Annotated in this window: 15 protein-coding genes; 8 read left to right on the forward strand and 7 right to left on the reverse strand. The window is 60.2% G+C overall.

Annotated elements, in window-relative coordinates; genetic code table 11:
* Positions 1–118: 118 nt before the first annotated feature.
* The 8 genes from amaB to ACEN9A_RS02175 all read left to right on the forward strand — a co-directional run bounded on the left by amaB (position 119) and on the right by ACEN9A_RS02175 (position 10,027).
* Positions 119–1,609, forward strand: coding sequence for an L-piperidine-6-carboxylate dehydrogenase (gene amaB, locus ACEN9A_RS02140; RefSeq protein ID WP_258672204.1), 1,491 nt, complete (start codon positions 119–121; stop codon positions 1,607–1,609).
* Between the two features lie 166 nt (positions 1,610–1,775).
* Positions 1,776–3,059 (forward strand): L-pipecolate oxidase, encoded by a 1,284-nt coding sequence (gene amaA / locus ACEN9A_RS02145; protein ID WP_019650674.1) that lies wholly within the window; start codon positions 1,776–1,778, stop codon positions 3,057–3,059.
* A gap of 363 nt (positions 3,060–3,422) precedes the next feature.
* Positions 3,423–4,556, forward strand: a complete 1,134-nt coding sequence (locus ACEN9A_RS02150; protein WP_018928479.1) for a branched-chain amino acid ABC transporter substrate-binding protein — start codon at positions 3,423–3,425, stop codon at positions 4,554–4,556.
* A 171-nt stretch (positions 4,557–4,727) separates the two neighbouring features.
* Positions 4,728–5,642 carry an ABC transporter permease subunit gene (locus tag ACEN9A_RS02155; protein ID WP_007939055.1) on the forward strand — a complete coding sequence of 305 codons (915 nt, stop codon included), beginning with the start codon at positions 4,728–4,730 and terminating at the stop codon, positions 5,640–5,642.
* A gap of 3 nt (positions 5,643–5,645) precedes the next feature.
* Complete coding sequence (gene livM / locus ACEN9A_RS02160) at positions 5,646–6,929, forward strand: high-affinity branched-chain amino acid ABC transporter permease LivM (RefSeq protein ID WP_258672205.1); 1,284 nt, start codon at positions 5,646–5,648, stop codon at positions 6,927–6,929.
* The gene (locus tag ACEN9A_RS02165) at positions 6,926–7,798 is read left to right on the forward strand and encodes an ABC transporter ATP-binding protein (RefSeq protein WP_018928477.1); all 873 of its coding nucleotides are present in this window, start codon (positions 6,926–6,928) and stop codon (positions 7,796–7,798) included. Before livM ends, ACEN9A_RS02165 begins: the two co-directional genes overlap by 4 nt.
* Positions 7,795–8,511: an ABC transporter ATP-binding protein gene (locus ACEN9A_RS02170; protein WP_019650671.1), complete on the forward strand. Its 717-nt coding sequence runs from the start codon at positions 7,795–7,797 to the stop codon at positions 8,509–8,511. Before ACEN9A_RS02165 ends, ACEN9A_RS02170 begins: the two co-directional genes overlap by 4 nt.
* 745 nt (positions 8,512–9,256) lie before the next feature.
* Entirely contained in the window at positions 9,257–10,027 is a 771-nt protein-coding gene (locus tag ACEN9A_RS02175; protein ID WP_258672206.1) for an SDR family oxidoreductase, read from the forward strand.
* A 131-nt stretch (positions 10,028–10,158) separates the two neighbouring features.
* On the opposite strand, the gene ACEN9A_RS02180 is transcribed toward ACEN9A_RS02175, so the two are convergent.
* From ACEN9A_RS02180 to ACEN9A_RS02210, 7 genes are all read right to left on the reverse strand, one after another.
* Positions 10,159–11,286 (reverse strand): AGE family epimerase/isomerase, encoded by a 1,128-nt coding sequence (locus ACEN9A_RS02180; protein WP_258672207.1) that lies wholly within the window; start codon positions 11,284–11,286, stop codon positions 10,159–10,161.
* Positions 11,287–11,411: 125 nt separating this feature from the next.
* Positions 11,412–11,984 carry a HupE/UreJ family protein gene (locus ACEN9A_RS02185; RefSeq protein WP_258672209.1) on the reverse strand — a complete coding sequence of 191 codons (573 nt, stop codon included), beginning with the start codon at positions 11,982–11,984 and terminating at the stop codon, positions 11,412–11,414.
* A 28-nt stretch (positions 11,985–12,012) separates the two neighbouring features.
* Positions 12,013–12,627 carry an urease accessory protein UreG gene (gene ureG, locus ACEN9A_RS02190; RefSeq protein WP_008001031.1) on the reverse strand — a complete coding sequence of 205 codons (615 nt, stop codon included), beginning with the start codon at positions 12,625–12,627 and terminating at the stop codon, positions 12,013–12,015.
* A 23-nt stretch (positions 12,628–12,650) separates the two neighbouring features.
* Positions 12,651–13,325, reverse strand: a complete 675-nt coding sequence (locus ACEN9A_RS02195) for an urease accessory protein UreF (protein WP_258672210.1) — start codon at positions 13,323–13,325, stop codon at positions 12,651–12,653.
* Positions 13,322–13,822: an urease accessory protein UreE gene (ureE, locus tag ACEN9A_RS02200; RefSeq protein ID WP_258672212.1), complete on the reverse strand. Its 501-nt coding sequence runs from the start codon at positions 13,820–13,822 to the stop codon at positions 13,322–13,324. Before ureE ends, ACEN9A_RS02195 begins: the two co-directional genes overlap by 4 nt.
* Before the next feature lie 214 nt (positions 13,823–14,036).
* Positions 14,037–14,669: a TetR family transcriptional regulator gene (locus tag ACEN9A_RS02205; RefSeq protein ID WP_019650666.1), complete on the reverse strand. Its 633-nt coding sequence runs from the start codon at positions 14,667–14,669 to the stop codon at positions 14,037–14,039.
* A 159-nt stretch (positions 14,670–14,828) separates the two neighbouring features.
* Positions 14,829–15,347 (reverse strand): hypothetical protein, encoded by a 519-nt coding sequence (locus ACEN9A_RS02210; RefSeq protein ID WP_086944068.1) that lies wholly within the window; start codon positions 15,345–15,347, stop codon positions 14,829–14,831.
* Positions 15,348–15,642 lie beyond the last annotated feature (295 nt).

Consider the following 15,642-nt stretch of genomic DNA (forward strand, 5'->3'; position numbering starts at 1 on the left):
GAATGATATCTCGCTTAATCGTCGTTTGTTGGAGAACCTCGGGAGCGCTAAAACTACAGGTCAGATCAGTCGAATCAATCCGGCTGCACGTTTTCTGTTTCTGCTCGAGGAGTGACCCATGGTTGCCGCATTGCTTGATCGTCTTGGTGTGAACCCGGCCCTGTACCAGAACGGCAAAGTGCCGGTGCATTCGCCCATCGACGGTAGTCGGATTGCCGCCGTGAACTGGGAAGGCGCCGCTGAAGTCGAGCAGCACATCAGTCGCGCAGATCATGCGTTCGAATTGTGGCGCAAGGTGCCGGCGCCGCGCCGTGGCGAACTGGTTCGTCAATTGGGCGACATCCTGCGCGAGTACAAGGCCGATCTCGGTGAGCTGGTTTCCTGGGAAGCCGGCAAGATCACTCAGGAAGGCCTGGGTGAAGTTCAGGAAATGATCGACATCTGCGACTTCGCGGTCGGTCTGTCCCGTCAGTTGTACGGTTTGACCATCGCCTCCGAGCGCCCTGGCCACCACATGCGCGAAACCTGGCACCCGCTGGGCATCGTCGGCGTGATCAGCGCGTTCAACTTCCCGGTCGCCGTCTGGGCCTGGAACGCGGCGCTGGCGCTGGTGTGCGGCAACCCGGTGATCTGGAAGCCGTCGGAGAAAACCCCGCTGACCGCGCTGGCCTGTCAGGCGCTGTTCGACCGTGTCCTGAAGAACTTCAGCGACGCCACGCCGCACCTGAGCCAAGTGATCATCGGTGGTCGCGATGCAGGCGAAGCCCTGGTCGATGACCCGCGTGTCGCGCTGATCAGCGCTACCGGCAGCACCCGCATGGGTCGCGAAGTGGCGCCGAAAATCGCCGCGCGTTTCGCCCGTAGCATTCTGGAACTGGGCGGTAATAACGCGATGATCCTCGGCCCAAGCGCCGATCTGGACATGGCCGTACGGGCGATTCTGTTCAGCGCCGTCGGCACTGCCGGTCAGCGTTGCACCACCTTGCGTCGCCTGATTGCCCACGAATCGGTGAAAGAAGAAATCGTCACCCGCCTGAAAGCCGCTTACTCCAAGGTGCGCATCGGCCATCCACTGGAAGGCAACCTGATCGGGCCGCTGATCGACAAACACAGCTTCGACAACATGCAGGACGCGCTGGAGCAAGCCTTGAGCGAAGGCGGTCGGGTGTTTGGCGGCCAGCGTCAGCTGGAAGATAAATTCCCCAACGCTTACTACGTTTCGCCGGCCATCGTCGAAATGCCGGAACAGAGCGATGTGGTGCGCGACGAAACCTTCGCGCCGATTCTGTACGTGATCGGTTACACCGATTTCGAAGAGGCATTGCGCCTGAACAACGCCGTGCCACAGGGCCTGTCGTCGTGCATTTTCACCACCGACGTGCGTGAAGCCGAGCGGTTCATGTCAGCGGTGGGCAGCGATTGCGGCATCGCCAACGTCAACATCGGCCCGAGCGGCGCGGAAATCGGCGGCGCGTTCGGCGGCGAGAAGGAAACGGGCGGTGGTCGTGAGTCGGGCTCCGACGCATGGCGCGGGTACATGCGCCGTCAGACCAACACCGTGAACTATTCGCTGGAATTGCCGTTGGCTCAGGGGATTACGTTCGACTGACACAATGGTGGTGCGCCTTAAAAGATCGTCCGAACGCGGCCCGAACCTTCGGCAGCTCCTACGGGATTGTGCCTGGCTGCGGTTTTGTAGGAGCTGCCGCAGGCTGCGATCTTTTGGCGGCCTCTGCACAACGAGGGTTGGTTAGGTTTCTGATTGGAGTCTGGCAATGCCGTTACGCGAAGAGTGTCTGTGGGAAAAACTGACGCCGCAAAGGCCCGACAATGCGGCGCTCAAGGGGGAAGTGACGGTGGATGTCTGCGTCATCGGTGCCGGTTTCACCGGGCTGTCGGCGGCGGTGCATCTGCTGGAGCAAGGCAAAAGTGTCTGTGTGCTGGAAGCGCATCGCGCCGGCCATGGCGGTTCGGGGCGTAACGTCGGGCTGGTCAACGCCGGGATGTGGATTCCTCCGGACGAAATCGAAGCCGGTTTTGGCAAGGCGGTCGGCAGTCAGCTCAACCGTATGCTCGGAGCGGCGCCGTCGCTGGTGTTCAGCCTCGTCGACAAATACAACATCGATTGCCAGTTGCGCCGCGAAGGCACGCTGCACATGGCGCACAACGCGCGTGGCGAGGCGGACCTGCGCAGTCGCGAAGAACAATGGAAACGTCGTGGGGCACCGGTGGAGCTATTGACCGGAACTGCCTGCGAACAAGCCACGGGCACCAGGAAAATCGCCGCTGCGCTGCTCGACCGGCGTGCCGGCACGATCAACCCGATGGCCTACACCACGGGGCTGGCCAACGCGGCCATCGGCCTTGGCGGTCAGTTGTTCGATCATTCCCCGGTGACCCGACTCGAACGTCAGGGCCAGCGCTGGTCAGTGCAGACCGCCCAGGGTTCGGTGCTGGCCGAACAGGTGGTGATCGCCTCCAATGCTTATACCGAAGGCGACTGGACGGAACTACGCCGCAACTTCTTCCCCGGTTATTACTATCAAGTGGCTTCGGTGCCGCTGACCGAAGACGCCGCGCAGCAAATTCTGCCCGGTGGTCAGGGCTCCTGGGACACCCGGCAAGTGCTCAGCAGCATCCGTCGTGATGCCGAGGGGCGGTTGTTGCTCGGCAGTCTCGGCAATGGCAACCAGAAACCGACCTGGTTCCTCAAAGCCTGGGCCGATCGGGTTCAGCAGCATTACTTCCCCTACCTGAAACCGGTGGAATGGGAATGCACCTGGACCGGTTGCATCGCCTTCACCCCCGATCATTTGATGCGCCTGTTCGAGCCAGCGCCGGGTCTGGTGGCCGTCACCGGTTACAACGGACGAGGCGTGACCACCGGCACAGTGGTCGGCAAAGCCTTCGCCGACTACTTGTGTAACGGAAATCCTCAAGCCCTGCCGATTCCCTTCGCACCCATGCAGCCATTGGCGGGTGTGGGGCTGCGAAGCTGTCTGTATGAGGCCGGTTTTTCGCTGTATCACGCGGGCCAGTGCCTGCGGATCGTGATCTGATTGTTGAAATATGTTGCTGGAAGCAGCGCTTTTCAGCGAAGCGGCTAGCCTGTAATGGTGCGGGTTGTAGCAGTTGTGCACCGGCAGTGTGCAGTTCGGTGACGCGGGCTGTTACAGGCAGGTTGCACACCGTTTGGCGCTGCGGTTGCAATGATGGCGCATGCGGGTTGCGCCTTTTGAAATAAATGGTTTCACCTCCCGCGGTTTAGACGGTTGCACGCCCAATGAAAATGGGATCGAAACAGTCGAAATAACAAGAAAGCAGCGACTTTTTTCAGAATAAAAAACCGATGGCACGGCCCTTGCTCTGAGCATTCAGTGAAGTCGCAGTGCCAACTAAAAAAAACCTTGGAGCACCACCTCATGTCCCAGACGTTTTACAAGAAAGGCTTTCTGGCCCTCGCAGTGGCAGCTGCGTTGGGTGTTTCTGCGTTTGCACAGGCTGATGTGAAAATCGGTGTGGCGGGCCCTATGACAGGCGCCAACGCGGCATTTGGCGAGCAGTACATGAAGGGTGCGCAGGCAGCCGCCGATGCGGTCAACGCCGCCGGCGGTGTCAACGGGGAAAAAATCGTACTGGTCAAAGGCGATGACGCCTGCGAGCCGAAGCAGGCTGTGACGGTCGCCAAAGACCTGACTGAAAAGAAAGTCGTTGGTGTGGTAGGTCACTTCTGCTCCTCGTCGACCATCCCTGCCTCCGAGATCTACGACGAAGCCGGCATCATCACGATCACCCCAGGTTCCACCAACCCCAAGGTGACCGAGCGCGGCCTGAGTGCCATGTTCCGCATGTGCGGGCGTGACGACCAGCAAGGTATCGTGGCTGGCGACTATATCGTCGACGTGCTCAAGGGCAAGAAAGTCGCCGTGCTGCACGACAAGGACACCTATGGCCAAGGCTTGGCAGATGCCACCAAGGCTCAACTGATCAAGCGCGGCGTAACGCCAGTGCTGTATGAAGGCTTGACCCGCGGCGAGAAAGACTTCAGCGCCGTCGTCACCAAGATCCGTGCGGCCGGTGCCGACGTGGTCTACTTCGGCGGCTTGCACCCGGAAGCCGGTCCACTGGTTCGGCAGCTGCGTGAACAGGGCCTCAAAGACGTCAAGTTCATGTCCGATGACGGCATCGTGACTGACGAACTGGTGACCACCGCCGGTGGCCCACAGAACGTTGATGGCGTACTGATGACCTTCGGCGCCGACCCACGTCTGCTGCCAGACAGCAAGACCGTGGTAGACGCCTTCCGCAAGGCCGGCACCGAACCTGAAGGCTACACCCTGTACGCCTACGCTTCGGTCCAGACCCTGGCCGCGGCGTTCAATGGCGCCAAATCCAACAAGGGCGAAGACGCTGCCAAATGGCTGAAAGCCAACCCGGTCAAGACCGTCATGGGCGAGAAGACCTGGGACAGCAAGGGCGACCTGAAAGTCTCCGACTACGTGGTTTACAAGTGGGACAAGGACGGCAAATACCACCAGCTGGAAAAACAGAAGTGATATGAGCGGTTGATCTGCCCGGCGCCTTGCGCGCCGGGCAGTCCTGAAACATGTCCGTGCAGTACCTGTCTTTTCTCGTAGAGCTGCACACCAGCGTGTTGCACCGGCGGCTGAACCCCGGTCCGTTGCAACTGGCTTCTGTGCAGTCTCTCAAGTGCGTGAGATTGCGTTATGGATGGTATTTTCCTGCAGCAACTGGTCAACGGCCTGACCCTCGGGTCGGTCTATGGCCTGATCGCCATCGGCTACACAATGGTCTATGGCATCATCGGCATGATCAACTTCGCCCATGGCGAGGTTTATATGATCTCTGCGTACCTCGCGGCGATCAGTCTGGCTCTGCTGGCTTACTTCGGTATTGAATCCTTCCCGCTGCTGATGCTCGGCACCCTGGTTTTCACCATCATCGTCACTGCGGTGTATGGCTGGGTCATCGAGCGTGTCGCTTACAAACCGCTGCGCAACTCCACCCGACTGGCACCGCTGATCAGCGCCATCGGTATTTCGCTGATCCTGCAAAACTATGCACAGATCAGTCAGGGCGCCCGTCAACAGGGTGTACCGACACTGCTGACCGGTGCATGGCGAGTTGAAGTCGGGAGCGGCTTCGTTCAACTCACCTACACCAAAATCTTCATTCTGGTTGCCGCATTCGTCGGCATGGGCCTGCTGACCTACGTCATCAAGTACACCAAACTCGGCCGCATGTGCCGCGCCACCCAGCAAGACCGCAAGATGGCTTCGATTCTGGGGATCAACACCGATCGGGTGATTTCCTACGTGTTCATCATCGGTGCAGCGATGGCGGCCCTGGCCGGCGTGCTGATCACCATGAACTACGGCACGTTCGACTTCTACGCAGGCTTCGTCATCGGGATCAAGGCGTTCACCGCGGCGGTGCTCGGCGGGATCGGCTCACTGCCCGGCGCCATGCTGGGAGGGATCATTCTCGGGATCTCCGAGTCGCTGTTCTCGGGGCTGGTCAACTCGGATTACAAAGACGTTTTCAGCTTCTCGCTGCTCGTTCTTGTTCTGGTCTTTCGGCCCCAAGGCCTGCTTGGCCGTCCTCTTGTGTCGAAGGTGTAAGCGATGTCTTCAACCACTAAAAAAACCATTGATATCAAAAAAAGCCTGGTTGACGCGATTCTTGCCGGCCTCATCGCCCTGATTGTGTTCGGCCCGATTGTTGGTGTGGTCCTCGACGGCTACGGCTTCAACCTGCAGCCGACGCGCGTGGCATGGATAGTCGCCATCGTTATGGCTGGCCGCTTTGCCCTGAGCCTGTTCTTGCAAACCCCCAAAGGCCTGAGAATTCTCGAAGGCTTTGAGAGCACCGGTTCCGGGGTTCATGTTCTGGCGCCTGATTACAAATCCCGGTTGCGCTGGGTCGTCCCGCTAGTGGTCGTTGTCGCCGTGGTATTCCCGTTCTTCTCCAACTCTTACCTGTTGGGCGTGGTCATCCTTGGGTTGATCTACGTGCTGCTGGGCCTGGGCCTGAACATCGTGGTCGGCCTGGCCGGCCTGCTCGACCTGGGTTATGTGGCGTTCTATGCCATCGGTGCCTACGGTCTGGCGCTCGGTTACCAATACCTGGGGCTGGGCTTCTGGACTGTGCTGCCTTTGGCGGCGATCACTGCCGGGCTGGCGGGATGCATACTGGGTTTCCCGGTGCTGCGTCTGCACGGCGACTATCTGGCGATCGTGACCCTGGGCTTCGGTGAAATCATCCGGTTGATCCTCAATAACTGGCTGTCCCTGACCGGTGGCCCGAATGGCATGGCGGCGCCGTTGCCGACTTTCTTCGGTCTCGAATTCGGAAAGCGGGCGAAGGACGGCGGAATACCGTTTCATGAGTTCTTCGGCATCGCCTACAACCCGGATGTGAAGTACTACTTCATTTATGCGGTGTTGTTCCTGGTGGTGCTGGCCGTGTTGTACATCAAGCATCGCTTGACCCGCATGCCGGTCGGTCGCGCATGGGAAGCCTTGCGTGAAGACGAAATCGCCTGCCGCTCCATGGGCCTGAATCACGTGCTGGTCAAACTGTCGGCGTTCACCATTGGTGCATCGACAGCGGGTCTGGCCGGTGTGTTCTTCGCGACCTATCAAGGCTTTGTGAACCCGACCTCGTTCACCTTCTTCGAATCGGCATTGATCCTCGCCATCGTGGTACTTGGCGGCATGGGTTCGACCATCGGCGTGGTGATGGCAGCATTCGTGTTGACCGTCGCCCCGGAACTGCTACGCGGCTTCGCTGAATATCGCGTGCTGCTGTTCGGCATCCTGATGGTGTTGATGATGATTTGGCGACCGCGCGGCCTGATCCGGATCAGCCGTACCGGTGTGACCCCGCGTAAAGGAGTAGCGCCATGAGTGAAGTCGTACTCTCGGTCGAGAATCTGATGATGCACTTCGGTGGCATCAAGGCGCTGAGTGACGTCAGCCTGAAGGTCAAGCGCAACTCGATCTTCGCGTTGATCGGCCCCAACGGCGCGGGCAAGACCACTGTGTTCAACTGCTTGACCGGGTTCTACAAAGCGTCCGGCGGGCATATCGAGCTCAACACCCGTGGGGTGAAAACCAACGTCATCAAAATGCTCGGGGAGCCGTTCAAGGCAACCGATTTCGTTTCGCCGAAAAGCTTCATCAGCCGGCTCCACTACAAGATGTTCGGTGGCACGCACCTGATCAACCGTGCCGGTCTGGCGCGGACTTTCCAGAACATTCGTCTGTTCAAGGAAATGTCGGTGCTGGAAAACCTGCTGGTGGCCCAGCACATGTGGGTCAACCGCGGCATGCTGGCCGGCATCCTCAACACCAAGGGTTATCGCAAGGCCGAAAGCGATGCGCTGGACCACGCGTTCTACTGGCTGGAAGTGGTGGACCTGGTGGACTGCGCCAACCGTCTGGCCGGTGAACTGTCCTATGGTCAGCAACGCCGTCTGGAGATCGCCCGGGCCATGTGTACCCGGCCGCAGATCATCTGCCTCGACGAACCGGCCGCCGGCCTCAACCCTCAGGAAACCGAAGCGCTGAGCGCGATGATCCGGCTGCTGCGTGACGAGCATGATCTGACCGTGGTGCTGATCGAACACGACATGGGCATGGTCATGAGCATTTCCGACCACATCGTGGTGCTGGACCACGGCGTTGTCATCGCCGAGGGCGGGCCTGATGCGATCCGACACGATCCGAAAGTGATTGCCGCCTACCTGGGCGCCGACGAAGAGGAACTGGTATGAGTCAACCGATCCTCGAACTGAAAGAGATCGACGTGTTCTACGGACCGATCCAGGCCCTGAAGAAAGTCTCGTTGCACATCAATGAAGGGGAGACCGTCAGCCTGATCGGCTCCAACGGCGCCGGCAAGTCGACTCTGCTGATGTCGATTTTCGGTCAGCCACGGGCGACTGACGGGCAAATCGTCTATCAGGGTGTGGATATCACTCACAAGTCGTCCCACTACATCGCCTCCAACGGTATCGCTCAGTCGCCGGAAGGCCGCCGGGTGTTCCCCGACATGACCGTCGAGGAAAACCTGCTGATGGGCACCATCCCGATCGGTGACAAGTACGCCAAGGAAGATATGCAGCGCATGTTTGAGTTGTTTCCGCGGCTTGAAGAGCGGCGTAACCAGCGGGCCATGACCATGTCTGGCGGCGAGCAGCAAATGCTCGCCATCGCCCGGGCGTTGATGAGTCGACCCAAGCTGTTGCTGCTCGATGAGCCGAGCCTGGGGCTGGCGCCGATTGTGGTGAAACAGATCTTCGCGACCCTGCGGGAACTGGCCAAGACGGGCATGACCATCTTTTTGGTGGAGCAGAACGCCAACCACGCCCTCAAGCTGTCGGACCGGGCGTATGTGATGGTCAACGGCCAGATCCGCCTCAGCGGCACCGGCAAGGAGCTGCTGGTGAACGAGGAGGTGCGTAACGCCTATCTCGGCGGGCACTAAAACAGAAGAGCCTGGAAAACGCCCTGACGAACTCAGGGCGTTTTTTATGCCCGCACAATCCCTACACGAGGCAGTGGTTTGAGGTAAAGGGAAATTGTGGAAAACAATATTCATGACCTCTCAAAGCGCGACATAAAGCCGCTGCAAATTGCTGTTTTGTCACGGTTTTGACTTGTCCCCGTTTGCTGTGGAGCTGGCTGTGAATAACGTGGGAGTAGCTGGCTGTAAGCCTTTGAATACGTGGCTTGCAGAGAGATGATTGTTTTTTGATCAGGTGCTTTTGGCGAGCCTGAAGTGGGCATTGTCAACCTTTTTGTTATGAGCGAACACGGTATGAATCGAGGTGGACAAGCCTGTGGATAAGTCTGTGGTTAAACTCTGGAAAGACTCGGCTGAGGGCCGTGGTTGCTGGCTTGGCGCCATCGTCGCTATGACCACTCGGTCTTGCAAATTGCCCTTGGCTACACAGCGGATGCCTCAGGGTCAAGAAAAAAACTTTCAAACCTACCCGCAAAGCCTTGTGGATAGCGGCTTGCAGCTTTTCCACTTGCCCCCGGAAACTGTGGACCGGCCTGTGGATAAGGTGCGTGTACATGGCTGCAAGCCACGGGGCATGGGGTGTTGCCAGCATTGATCATTTTTTGTACGGTTTTTGCCATGGTTGCCGCTGTGGAAAAGGCCGGGCATGCTGCCGGTTGATTTTCTATTCCAAGGGCTGACTGTCAGCCGACGCAAGGAGAACACGATGTCCAACACCCTGTTTATTACCGGCGCGACCTCCGGTTTTGGTGAAGCCTGTGCCCGTCGTTTTGCCGAGGCCGGCTGGAAACTGGTGCTGACAGGTCGTCGTGAAGAGCGCCTCAATGCCCTGTGCGCCGAGTTGTCGAAGCAGACCGAGGTCCATGGCCTGGTGCTCGACGTACGGGACCGCAAGGCCATGGAGGAGGCGATTGCCAACCTGCCGCCGTCCTTCGCCAAGCTGCGCGGGCTGATCAACAACGCCGGCCTGGCCCTCGGTGTGGACCCGGCACCCAAGTGCGATCTCGATGATTGGGACACCATGGTCGACACCAACATCAAAGGCCTGATGTACAGCACCCGCCTGTTGCTGCCGCGTTTGATCGCTCATGGTCGTGGTGCCAGCATCGTCAACCTCGGCTCCATCGCCGGCAACTACCCGTACCCGGGCAGCCACGTGTATGGCGCGAGCAAGGCGTTCGTCAAACAGTTCTCCCTGAACCTGCGCTGCGACCTGCAAGGTACGGGCGTGCGGGTCAGCAACATCGAGCCGGGCCTGTGCGAGAGCGAGTTCTCGCTGGTGCGTTTCGCCGGTGATCAGGAGCGTTACAACGCCACTTACGCCGGTGCCGATCCGATCCAGCCGCAAGACATCGCCGAGACCATTTTCTGGGTGCTCAACGCACCGGCCCACATCAACATCAACAGCCTCGAGCTGATGCCGGTGAGCCAGACCTGGAGCGGGTTTGCCATTGAGCGTAATGGCAGCAAGGCGTAATTGTGGCGAGGGGGCTTGTCGGAACGCCGCACCGCCCCGTTCGGGTGCGAAGCAGCCGCCTGCGATGCAACTGACAGAACACTAGGGCTGCTGCGCGGCCCAACGGGGGCAAGCCCCCTCGCCACAAAAACTCAGCCGAGATACTCGGCCAATCCGCGATAGCAGGTTGCCAAGTGATAAGGCGTGGTCGAAGGCATGTCCTTGCGGCTCACTTCGCCCTGCTCATCGCGACACTCATACCAACCGCCCGCATGCAGGAAGCGCTGCTGCAACGCCTGCAATTGGCATTGCACCGATGCTTCGCTGTCCGGGCGCAAGGTCAGGGCGCGCAGGTATTCGGCCTGAGCCCAGATGCGTTGGGTTGCGTCGCGAGGGCGGTCGTCCAGTTCCAGCATCGCTCGCACGGCACCGGTCTGCTGATCGACACCCCGTTGCTCGGTGAACGCAAACGCGCGCTCGAGCGAGGCGTGCAGTGTCGAGCCGCGCAGCAATGGCGAGGATTGCAGCAGGAAATACCATTCGAACTGATGGCCCGGCTCGAACCAGTTATCCACAGCTCCCAGCGGCTTCTCCATCAACACCGCATGTCCCGGGTCGATGAAACGCTTTTGCATGGCTGTGCATAACTCGATGAGAGCGTTCTGCACAGCCGCGTCTTCGCGCACCGAAAGGGTGGCGAGGAAGGCTTCGGCCAAATGCATCAGAGGGTTCTGCAATGGCCCGGAGTCGAGCGAGGACCAATCACGGTCCAGGCTGGCTTCGTACAGGCCGTCGCCCGTGGCGAAACGCTGCGCCACCACTTCCAGCGCGGCGTTGAGTACCGACTCCACCAGCGGTTCGCGAACCTTGTCCCAATAATGGGCGCAGGCGAACAGGATGAAGGCGTGGGTGTAGAGGTCTTTGCGCTGGTCCAGCGGCGTACCTTGCGGGTCGATGCTGTAGAACCAGCCGCCATGCTCGGCATCGTGGAAATGCCGTTGCAAGGAACGAAACAGCGCCGCCGCGCGCTCTTCAGCCTTGGGCACCTGGCCGATCAGGCTGGAGAACAGGTACAGCTGCCGCGCGCAGGCCATGGCCCGGTAGCGCTGAGGGGGCAGCGGTTTATGCTCGGCATCCAGCGCCTCATAAGGCAACGCCATGTCGGCGTTCCAGCCGGGGCCCTGCCAGAGCGGCACGATCACGTCCTGGAAGTGCTGATGCACTGAGGCGAACAGGGCGGTCAATTCAGGCTGGGAGGCAGAGCGGGAAGCATGCGGCATTGGCTGGCGTCGTCACGGCAGGGTTAATTGCGCGACATGTTAGCAGGCCTTAGAGATGCGGTGTCTGTCAGGCCGCCTTCGCGGGCAAACCGGATCGCGAAGGGGCCAGTTCAGACGCTAGGGAATCAACCCGCCAGCAACCAGGCACCGGTTGCCGCCGACGCTGCACCCGCCAGCCGAACCAACGGTGCCGCGGCCTGAGGCAAGACGCGAACCACCGCATAACCCGCGGCATGCAACGCCGCTGTCGCTGCCACAAACCCTGCGGCATACGCCCAGGGACTGGACATGTCCGGCAATTCCAGACCATGCGCCACGCCATGAAACAGCGCGAACAACGCGGTCGCCGCCACCGCCAGGCTCAACGGCGGACGCACTGCCAACGCCACCGCCAGGCCCAGCGCCAATACCGATGCCGCAATCCCGCTCTCCAGCGCCGGCAGGTTCAGCCCTTCAAAACCCAGCAAGCCGCCGATCAACATGGTGCCCACGAATGTGCACGGCAGGGCCCAGCGCGCAGCGCCTTTCTGCTGCGCCGCCCACAACCCCACGGCAACCATCGCCAGCAAGTGATCGAGGCCGCCGATCGGGTGGCTGATGCCGGCGATCAAGCCGTTGTCGCCATGGCCCGGGTGGGCGAAGGCAATGGCTGGGGTCAGCAGCAGGGCCATGGCGCCCAGAATGCGTTTCAGTGTCATGGATAAGCTTCCTTGTTGATAAGTGTGATCAGGCCGCAGTCAGCAGGCCCTGGCGTTCGATGAAGGCGATGATTTCTTCAAGGCCCTGGCCGGTTTTCTGGTTGCTGAAGACAAACGGCTTGCCGTTGCGCATGCGTTGGGTGTCGCTGTTCATCATTTCCAGAGAGGCGCCTACCAGCGGCGCCAAGTCGATCTTGTTGATCACCAGCAGGTCGGATTTACAGATGCCGGGGCCACCCTTGCGCGGCAGCTTGTCGCCGGCGGAGACATCGATCACGTAAATGGTCAGGTCGGACAGTTCCGGGCTGAAGGTCGCCGAGAGGTTGTCGCCGCCGGACTCCACCAGGATCAGATCCAGCCCCGGAAAGCGACGGTTCAGTTGGTCCACGGCTTCGAGGTTGATCGAGGCGTCTTCGCGGATCGCCGTGTGCGGGCAGCCGCCGGTTTCCACGCCGATGATCCGCTCCGGCGCCAAGGCTTCGTTGCGCACCAGAAAGTCAGCGTCTTCGCGGGTATAGATGTCATTGGTCACGACGGCCAGGTTGTAGCGCTCGCGCAGGGCCAGGCACAGGGCCAGGGTCAAGGCGGTTTTGCCGGAGCCGACCGGGCCGCCGATGCCGACGCGCAGGGGTTGTGTGTTCATGTGATTCTCCAAACTAAAAGGCCCTAGGAACGGAACAGACGGCTGTACTGGCGCTCATGGGCCATGCACGCCAGGGACAGGCCGAAAGCGGCGCTGCCAACGTGTTCGGGATTGATTCGGGTAGCGTCTTGCTGCGCCTGTTGCAGCAACGGCAGCAGTTCGCTGGTCAGGCGTTGTGCGGCTTGCTGGCCCAACGGCAGGGTTTTCATCAACACCGCCAGTTGGTTTTCGAGCCAGCTCCAGAGCCAGGCGGCCAGCGCATCTTGCGGGCTGATGTTCCAGGCGCGAGCCGCCAGCGCCCAGCCGAGAGCCAGGTGCGGTTCGGGGCGTTGCTCGAGAAAGGCACGGGCTGGTGCATCCAGTTCCGGCAATCCGTTGAGCAGTTGCTGCAGCGAATAGCCCATCTGCCGGCTCTCCTGATGCAGCTCGCGGGTTTCGCGGCTGGCGCGATGCTCTTCGCAGCGTTGCAGCAATAGGCCCCAGTTTTCTTCGGCGGCAGCGGTGCAATGGGCGAGCAACAGTGGCGCTTCGAAACGCGCCAGGTTCAACAGCAACTGATCACTGATCCAGCGTCGCGCGCTGTCGGGATCATTGACCCGGCCGTTATCCACCGCCATTTCCAGGCCCTGGGAATAGCTGTAGCCGCCGATCGGCAGCTGCGGGCTGGCCAGGCGCAGCAGCGCCCAGGCCGGGTTCATAAACGCACGCCGAACTGGTGCAGTTTCGGCGGGTAGTTGAAGTCCTCGTCACCGTGGCGCGAGTGGTGATGGCCACCACCGTAGGCACCGTGTTCCGGCTGGAACTGCGCTTCGATGTTCTCGGCCTTGGCGCCAAGCTGTTCGAGCATGGCCTTGAGCACGTAATCGTCGAGCAGGCGCAACCAGCCGTCGCCGACTTGCAGGGCCACGTGTCGATTGCCCAGGTGATAGGCGGCGCGGGTCAGTTCGAACGCATTGGCACAGGTGACGTGCAGCAGTTGTTCGGGGCGAGCGCAGACGCGAACGATGCGCCCGTCTTCGGCTTGCAGGCATTCGCCGTCATACAACGGCGGCTGGCCGCGCTCCAGAAACAAGCCGACGTCCTCACCCTCGGCACTGAAACAGCGCAAGCGACTTTTGCTCCTGGCTTCGAAGGTCAGGTGCAACTCGGCGGCCCAGACGGGTTGAGGGTCGATTCTGCGATGAATCACCAGCATCGGAAGGCTTCCAGCAATGAACAATGTTCAGGCTAGAGCAAGGGGCTTGCCAATCGGGGGGGAGGTAGGAAATGCCTGTCAGAGCGACGGGGGAGGCTCACAATGTTGCAGGACTTTGATTGAAGTTGGTGCGTGACGGGTGTTTACGCACCAATTTGCAGCGCACAAAAAAATCGCAGCCTTCTGCCGAAGGCTGCGATCTTTTTCTAACGGGTTACTCGGTACTGCCGAGTCCCTGCCAATGCTTCAGCCCGATAAAGATAAACCGCAACTGCTGGGTGATTTTCGCCTGTGGTGTCAGGTGCTCGGGCAATGCTTCGGCCGGCGGATCGATGATGTCCGGCAGGGTCGCGAACACGCTTTTGACGATCAGATCGGCCATGACGCTCAGGCCGGCGATGTCCAGATGCTGCAGTTTGGGCATCAGTGACAAATCGGCTGCCAGGTCTGAGCTGATACCTTCGCGCAAGCGACCGATGGCCAGGCGCACTGGTAGCGAGCCACCGTACTGCTCGCGGGCAAGAAACAGGAACTGCGAGCGATTGGCCGTGACCACGTCGAGAAAGATCCGCACCGAGGCATCGATGATACCGCCCATGACGAACTCGTTATGGCGCACCAGGCGGATGGTTTCGCGGAAGGTCTGGCCGACTTCGCACACCAGCGCCAGGCCCAATTCGTCCATGTCGGCGAAGTGCCGGTAGAAACCAGTGGGCACGATCCCGGCGGTTCGCGTCACTTCGCGCAGGCTCAAGCTGCCGAATCCTCGGCCGCTTTCCATCAGGTGGCGGGCAGCGTCCATCAGGGCGTTGCGGGTCTGTTGTTTCTGTTCGGCGCGGGGCAGCATCGCAAGGGTGTTTTCTGGACAGGGACAGCGGCGCACTCTAGCAAATCGGCTTCGCTGGCGTCGAACGGACTGTCGGGGGATCACGCGGGGGAAATGCAGCTTCTATAAAGTCAAAAGCCCAATCCGGGGATTGGGCTTTTTTTCCAGGCCGCCATGGGCTTAGCTCACAGCGCTGTTGCGTTCGATCACACGGTCACCACCACCTTCAGCAAGGGTTTGGCCTTGTGGAGTGCGATCGGTACCGTCAGCGGCCAGGGTTTGACCTTGTGGGGTACGGTCGGCACCGTCAGCAGCCAGGGTTTGGCCTTGTGGAGTGCGGTCAGTACCGTCAGCAGCGAGGGTTTGGCCTTGTGGAGTGCGATCGGTACCGTCAGCAGCCAGGGTTTGGCCTTGTGGGGTACGGTCGGTACCGTCAGCCGCCAGGGTTTGGCCTTGTGGAGTGCGGTCAGTACCGTCAGCGGCCAGGGTTTGGCCCTGTGGAGTGCGATCCGAGCCATCCTGGGTGATCAGGCCTTTTTCTTTCAGGCGCTCGTTACCGTTGGCACCATCGGCAACGGTCTGGCTGAACACCGAGTGGCTGTCTTTGACTTGTGGAGTGGCCTGATCGGCAGCCGGCAGAGCAAAAGCGGTGCTGGCTAACATTGAGAGGGTCAGGCTAAGCAGTAATTCGCGTTTCATGATGGGTTGCTCCTTGGGAGGGCGATAAAGTGGGTACGAGGTCAATGCTACTCTCGATAAGTCGATACAAAAGTTCATAAACGCAATGGTAATAATCAACAGAATTGATTGTTCGGCCGCAGCGCTCTAGAACGGGCGTTTCCGGCGAGCTTTTTTGCACTGAGGTGGGTATTTTCGACCCGCTCTCGCCTCGCAAAAGTGCGGGTGCGGTAACACCGGATGAGGGAGCAGGGTGTCTCCGGCCGATTATTTGAGTGTTAAGTCCCTATTCGGTTAAACCTGCGCGCCATTTCCC

The sequence above is a fragment of the Pseudomonas sp. Pseusp18 genome (genome assembly GCF_059506005.1).

Excerpts from the sequence above, each read along its gene's own strand:
- ACEN9A_RS02185 (WP_258672209.1), bottom strand. The coding sequence starts at position 11,984 with ATGACACTGAAACGCATTCTGGGCGCCATGGCCCTGCTGCTGACCCCA.
- ACEN9A_RS02170 (WP_019650671.1), top strand. The coding sequence starts at position 7,795 with ATGAGTCAACCGATCCTCGAACTGAAAGAGATCGACGTGTTCTACGGA.
- ACEN9A_RS02165 (WP_018928477.1), top strand. The coding sequence starts at position 6,926 with ATGAGTGAAGTCGTACTCTCGGTCGAGAATCTGATGATGCACTTCGGT.
- ACEN9A_RS02150 (WP_018928479.1), top strand. The coding sequence starts at position 3,423 with ATGTCCCAGACGTTTTACAAGAAAGGCTTTCTGGCCCTCGCAGTGGCA.
- ureE (WP_258672212.1), bottom strand. The coding sequence starts at position 13,822 with ATGCTGGTGATTCATCGCAGAATCGACCCTCAACCCGTCTGGGCCGCC.
- ACEN9A_RS02180 (WP_258672207.1), bottom strand. The coding sequence starts at position 11,286 with ATGCCGCATGCTTCCCGCTCTGCCTCCCAGCCTGAATTGACCGCCCTG.
- ACEN9A_RS02205 (WP_019650666.1), bottom strand. The coding sequence starts at position 14,669 with ATGCTGCCCCGCGCCGAACAGAAACAACAGACCCGCAACGCCCTGATG.
- amaA (WP_019650674.1), top strand. The coding sequence starts at position 1,776 with ATGCCGTTACGCGAAGAGTGTCTGTGGGAAAAACTGACGCCGCAAAGG.
- amaB (WP_258672204.1), top strand. The coding sequence starts at position 119 with ATGGTTGCCGCATTGCTTGATCGTCTTGGTGTGAACCCGGCCCTGTAC.
- ACEN9A_RS02210 (WP_086944068.1), bottom strand. The coding sequence starts at position 15,347 with ATGAAACGCGAATTACTGCTTAGCCTGACCCTCTCAATGTTAGCCAGC.
- livM (WP_258672205.1), top strand. The coding sequence starts at position 5,646 with ATGTCTTCAACCACTAAAAAAACCATTGATATCAAAAAAAGCCTGGTT.
- ACEN9A_RS02155 (WP_007939055.1), top strand. The coding sequence starts at position 4,728 with ATGGATGGTATTTTCCTGCAGCAACTGGTCAACGGCCTGACCCTCGGG.
- ureG (WP_008001031.1), bottom strand. The coding sequence starts at position 12,627 with ATGAACACACAACCCCTGCGCGTCGGCATCGGCGGCCCGGTCGGCTCC.
- ACEN9A_RS02175 (WP_258672206.1), top strand. The coding sequence starts at position 9,257 with ATGTCCAACACCCTGTTTATTACCGGCGCGACCTCCGGTTTTGGTGAA.
- ACEN9A_RS02195 (WP_258672210.1), bottom strand. The coding sequence starts at position 13,325 with ATGAACCCGGCCTGGGCGCTGCTGCGCCTGGCCAGCCCGCAGCTGCCG.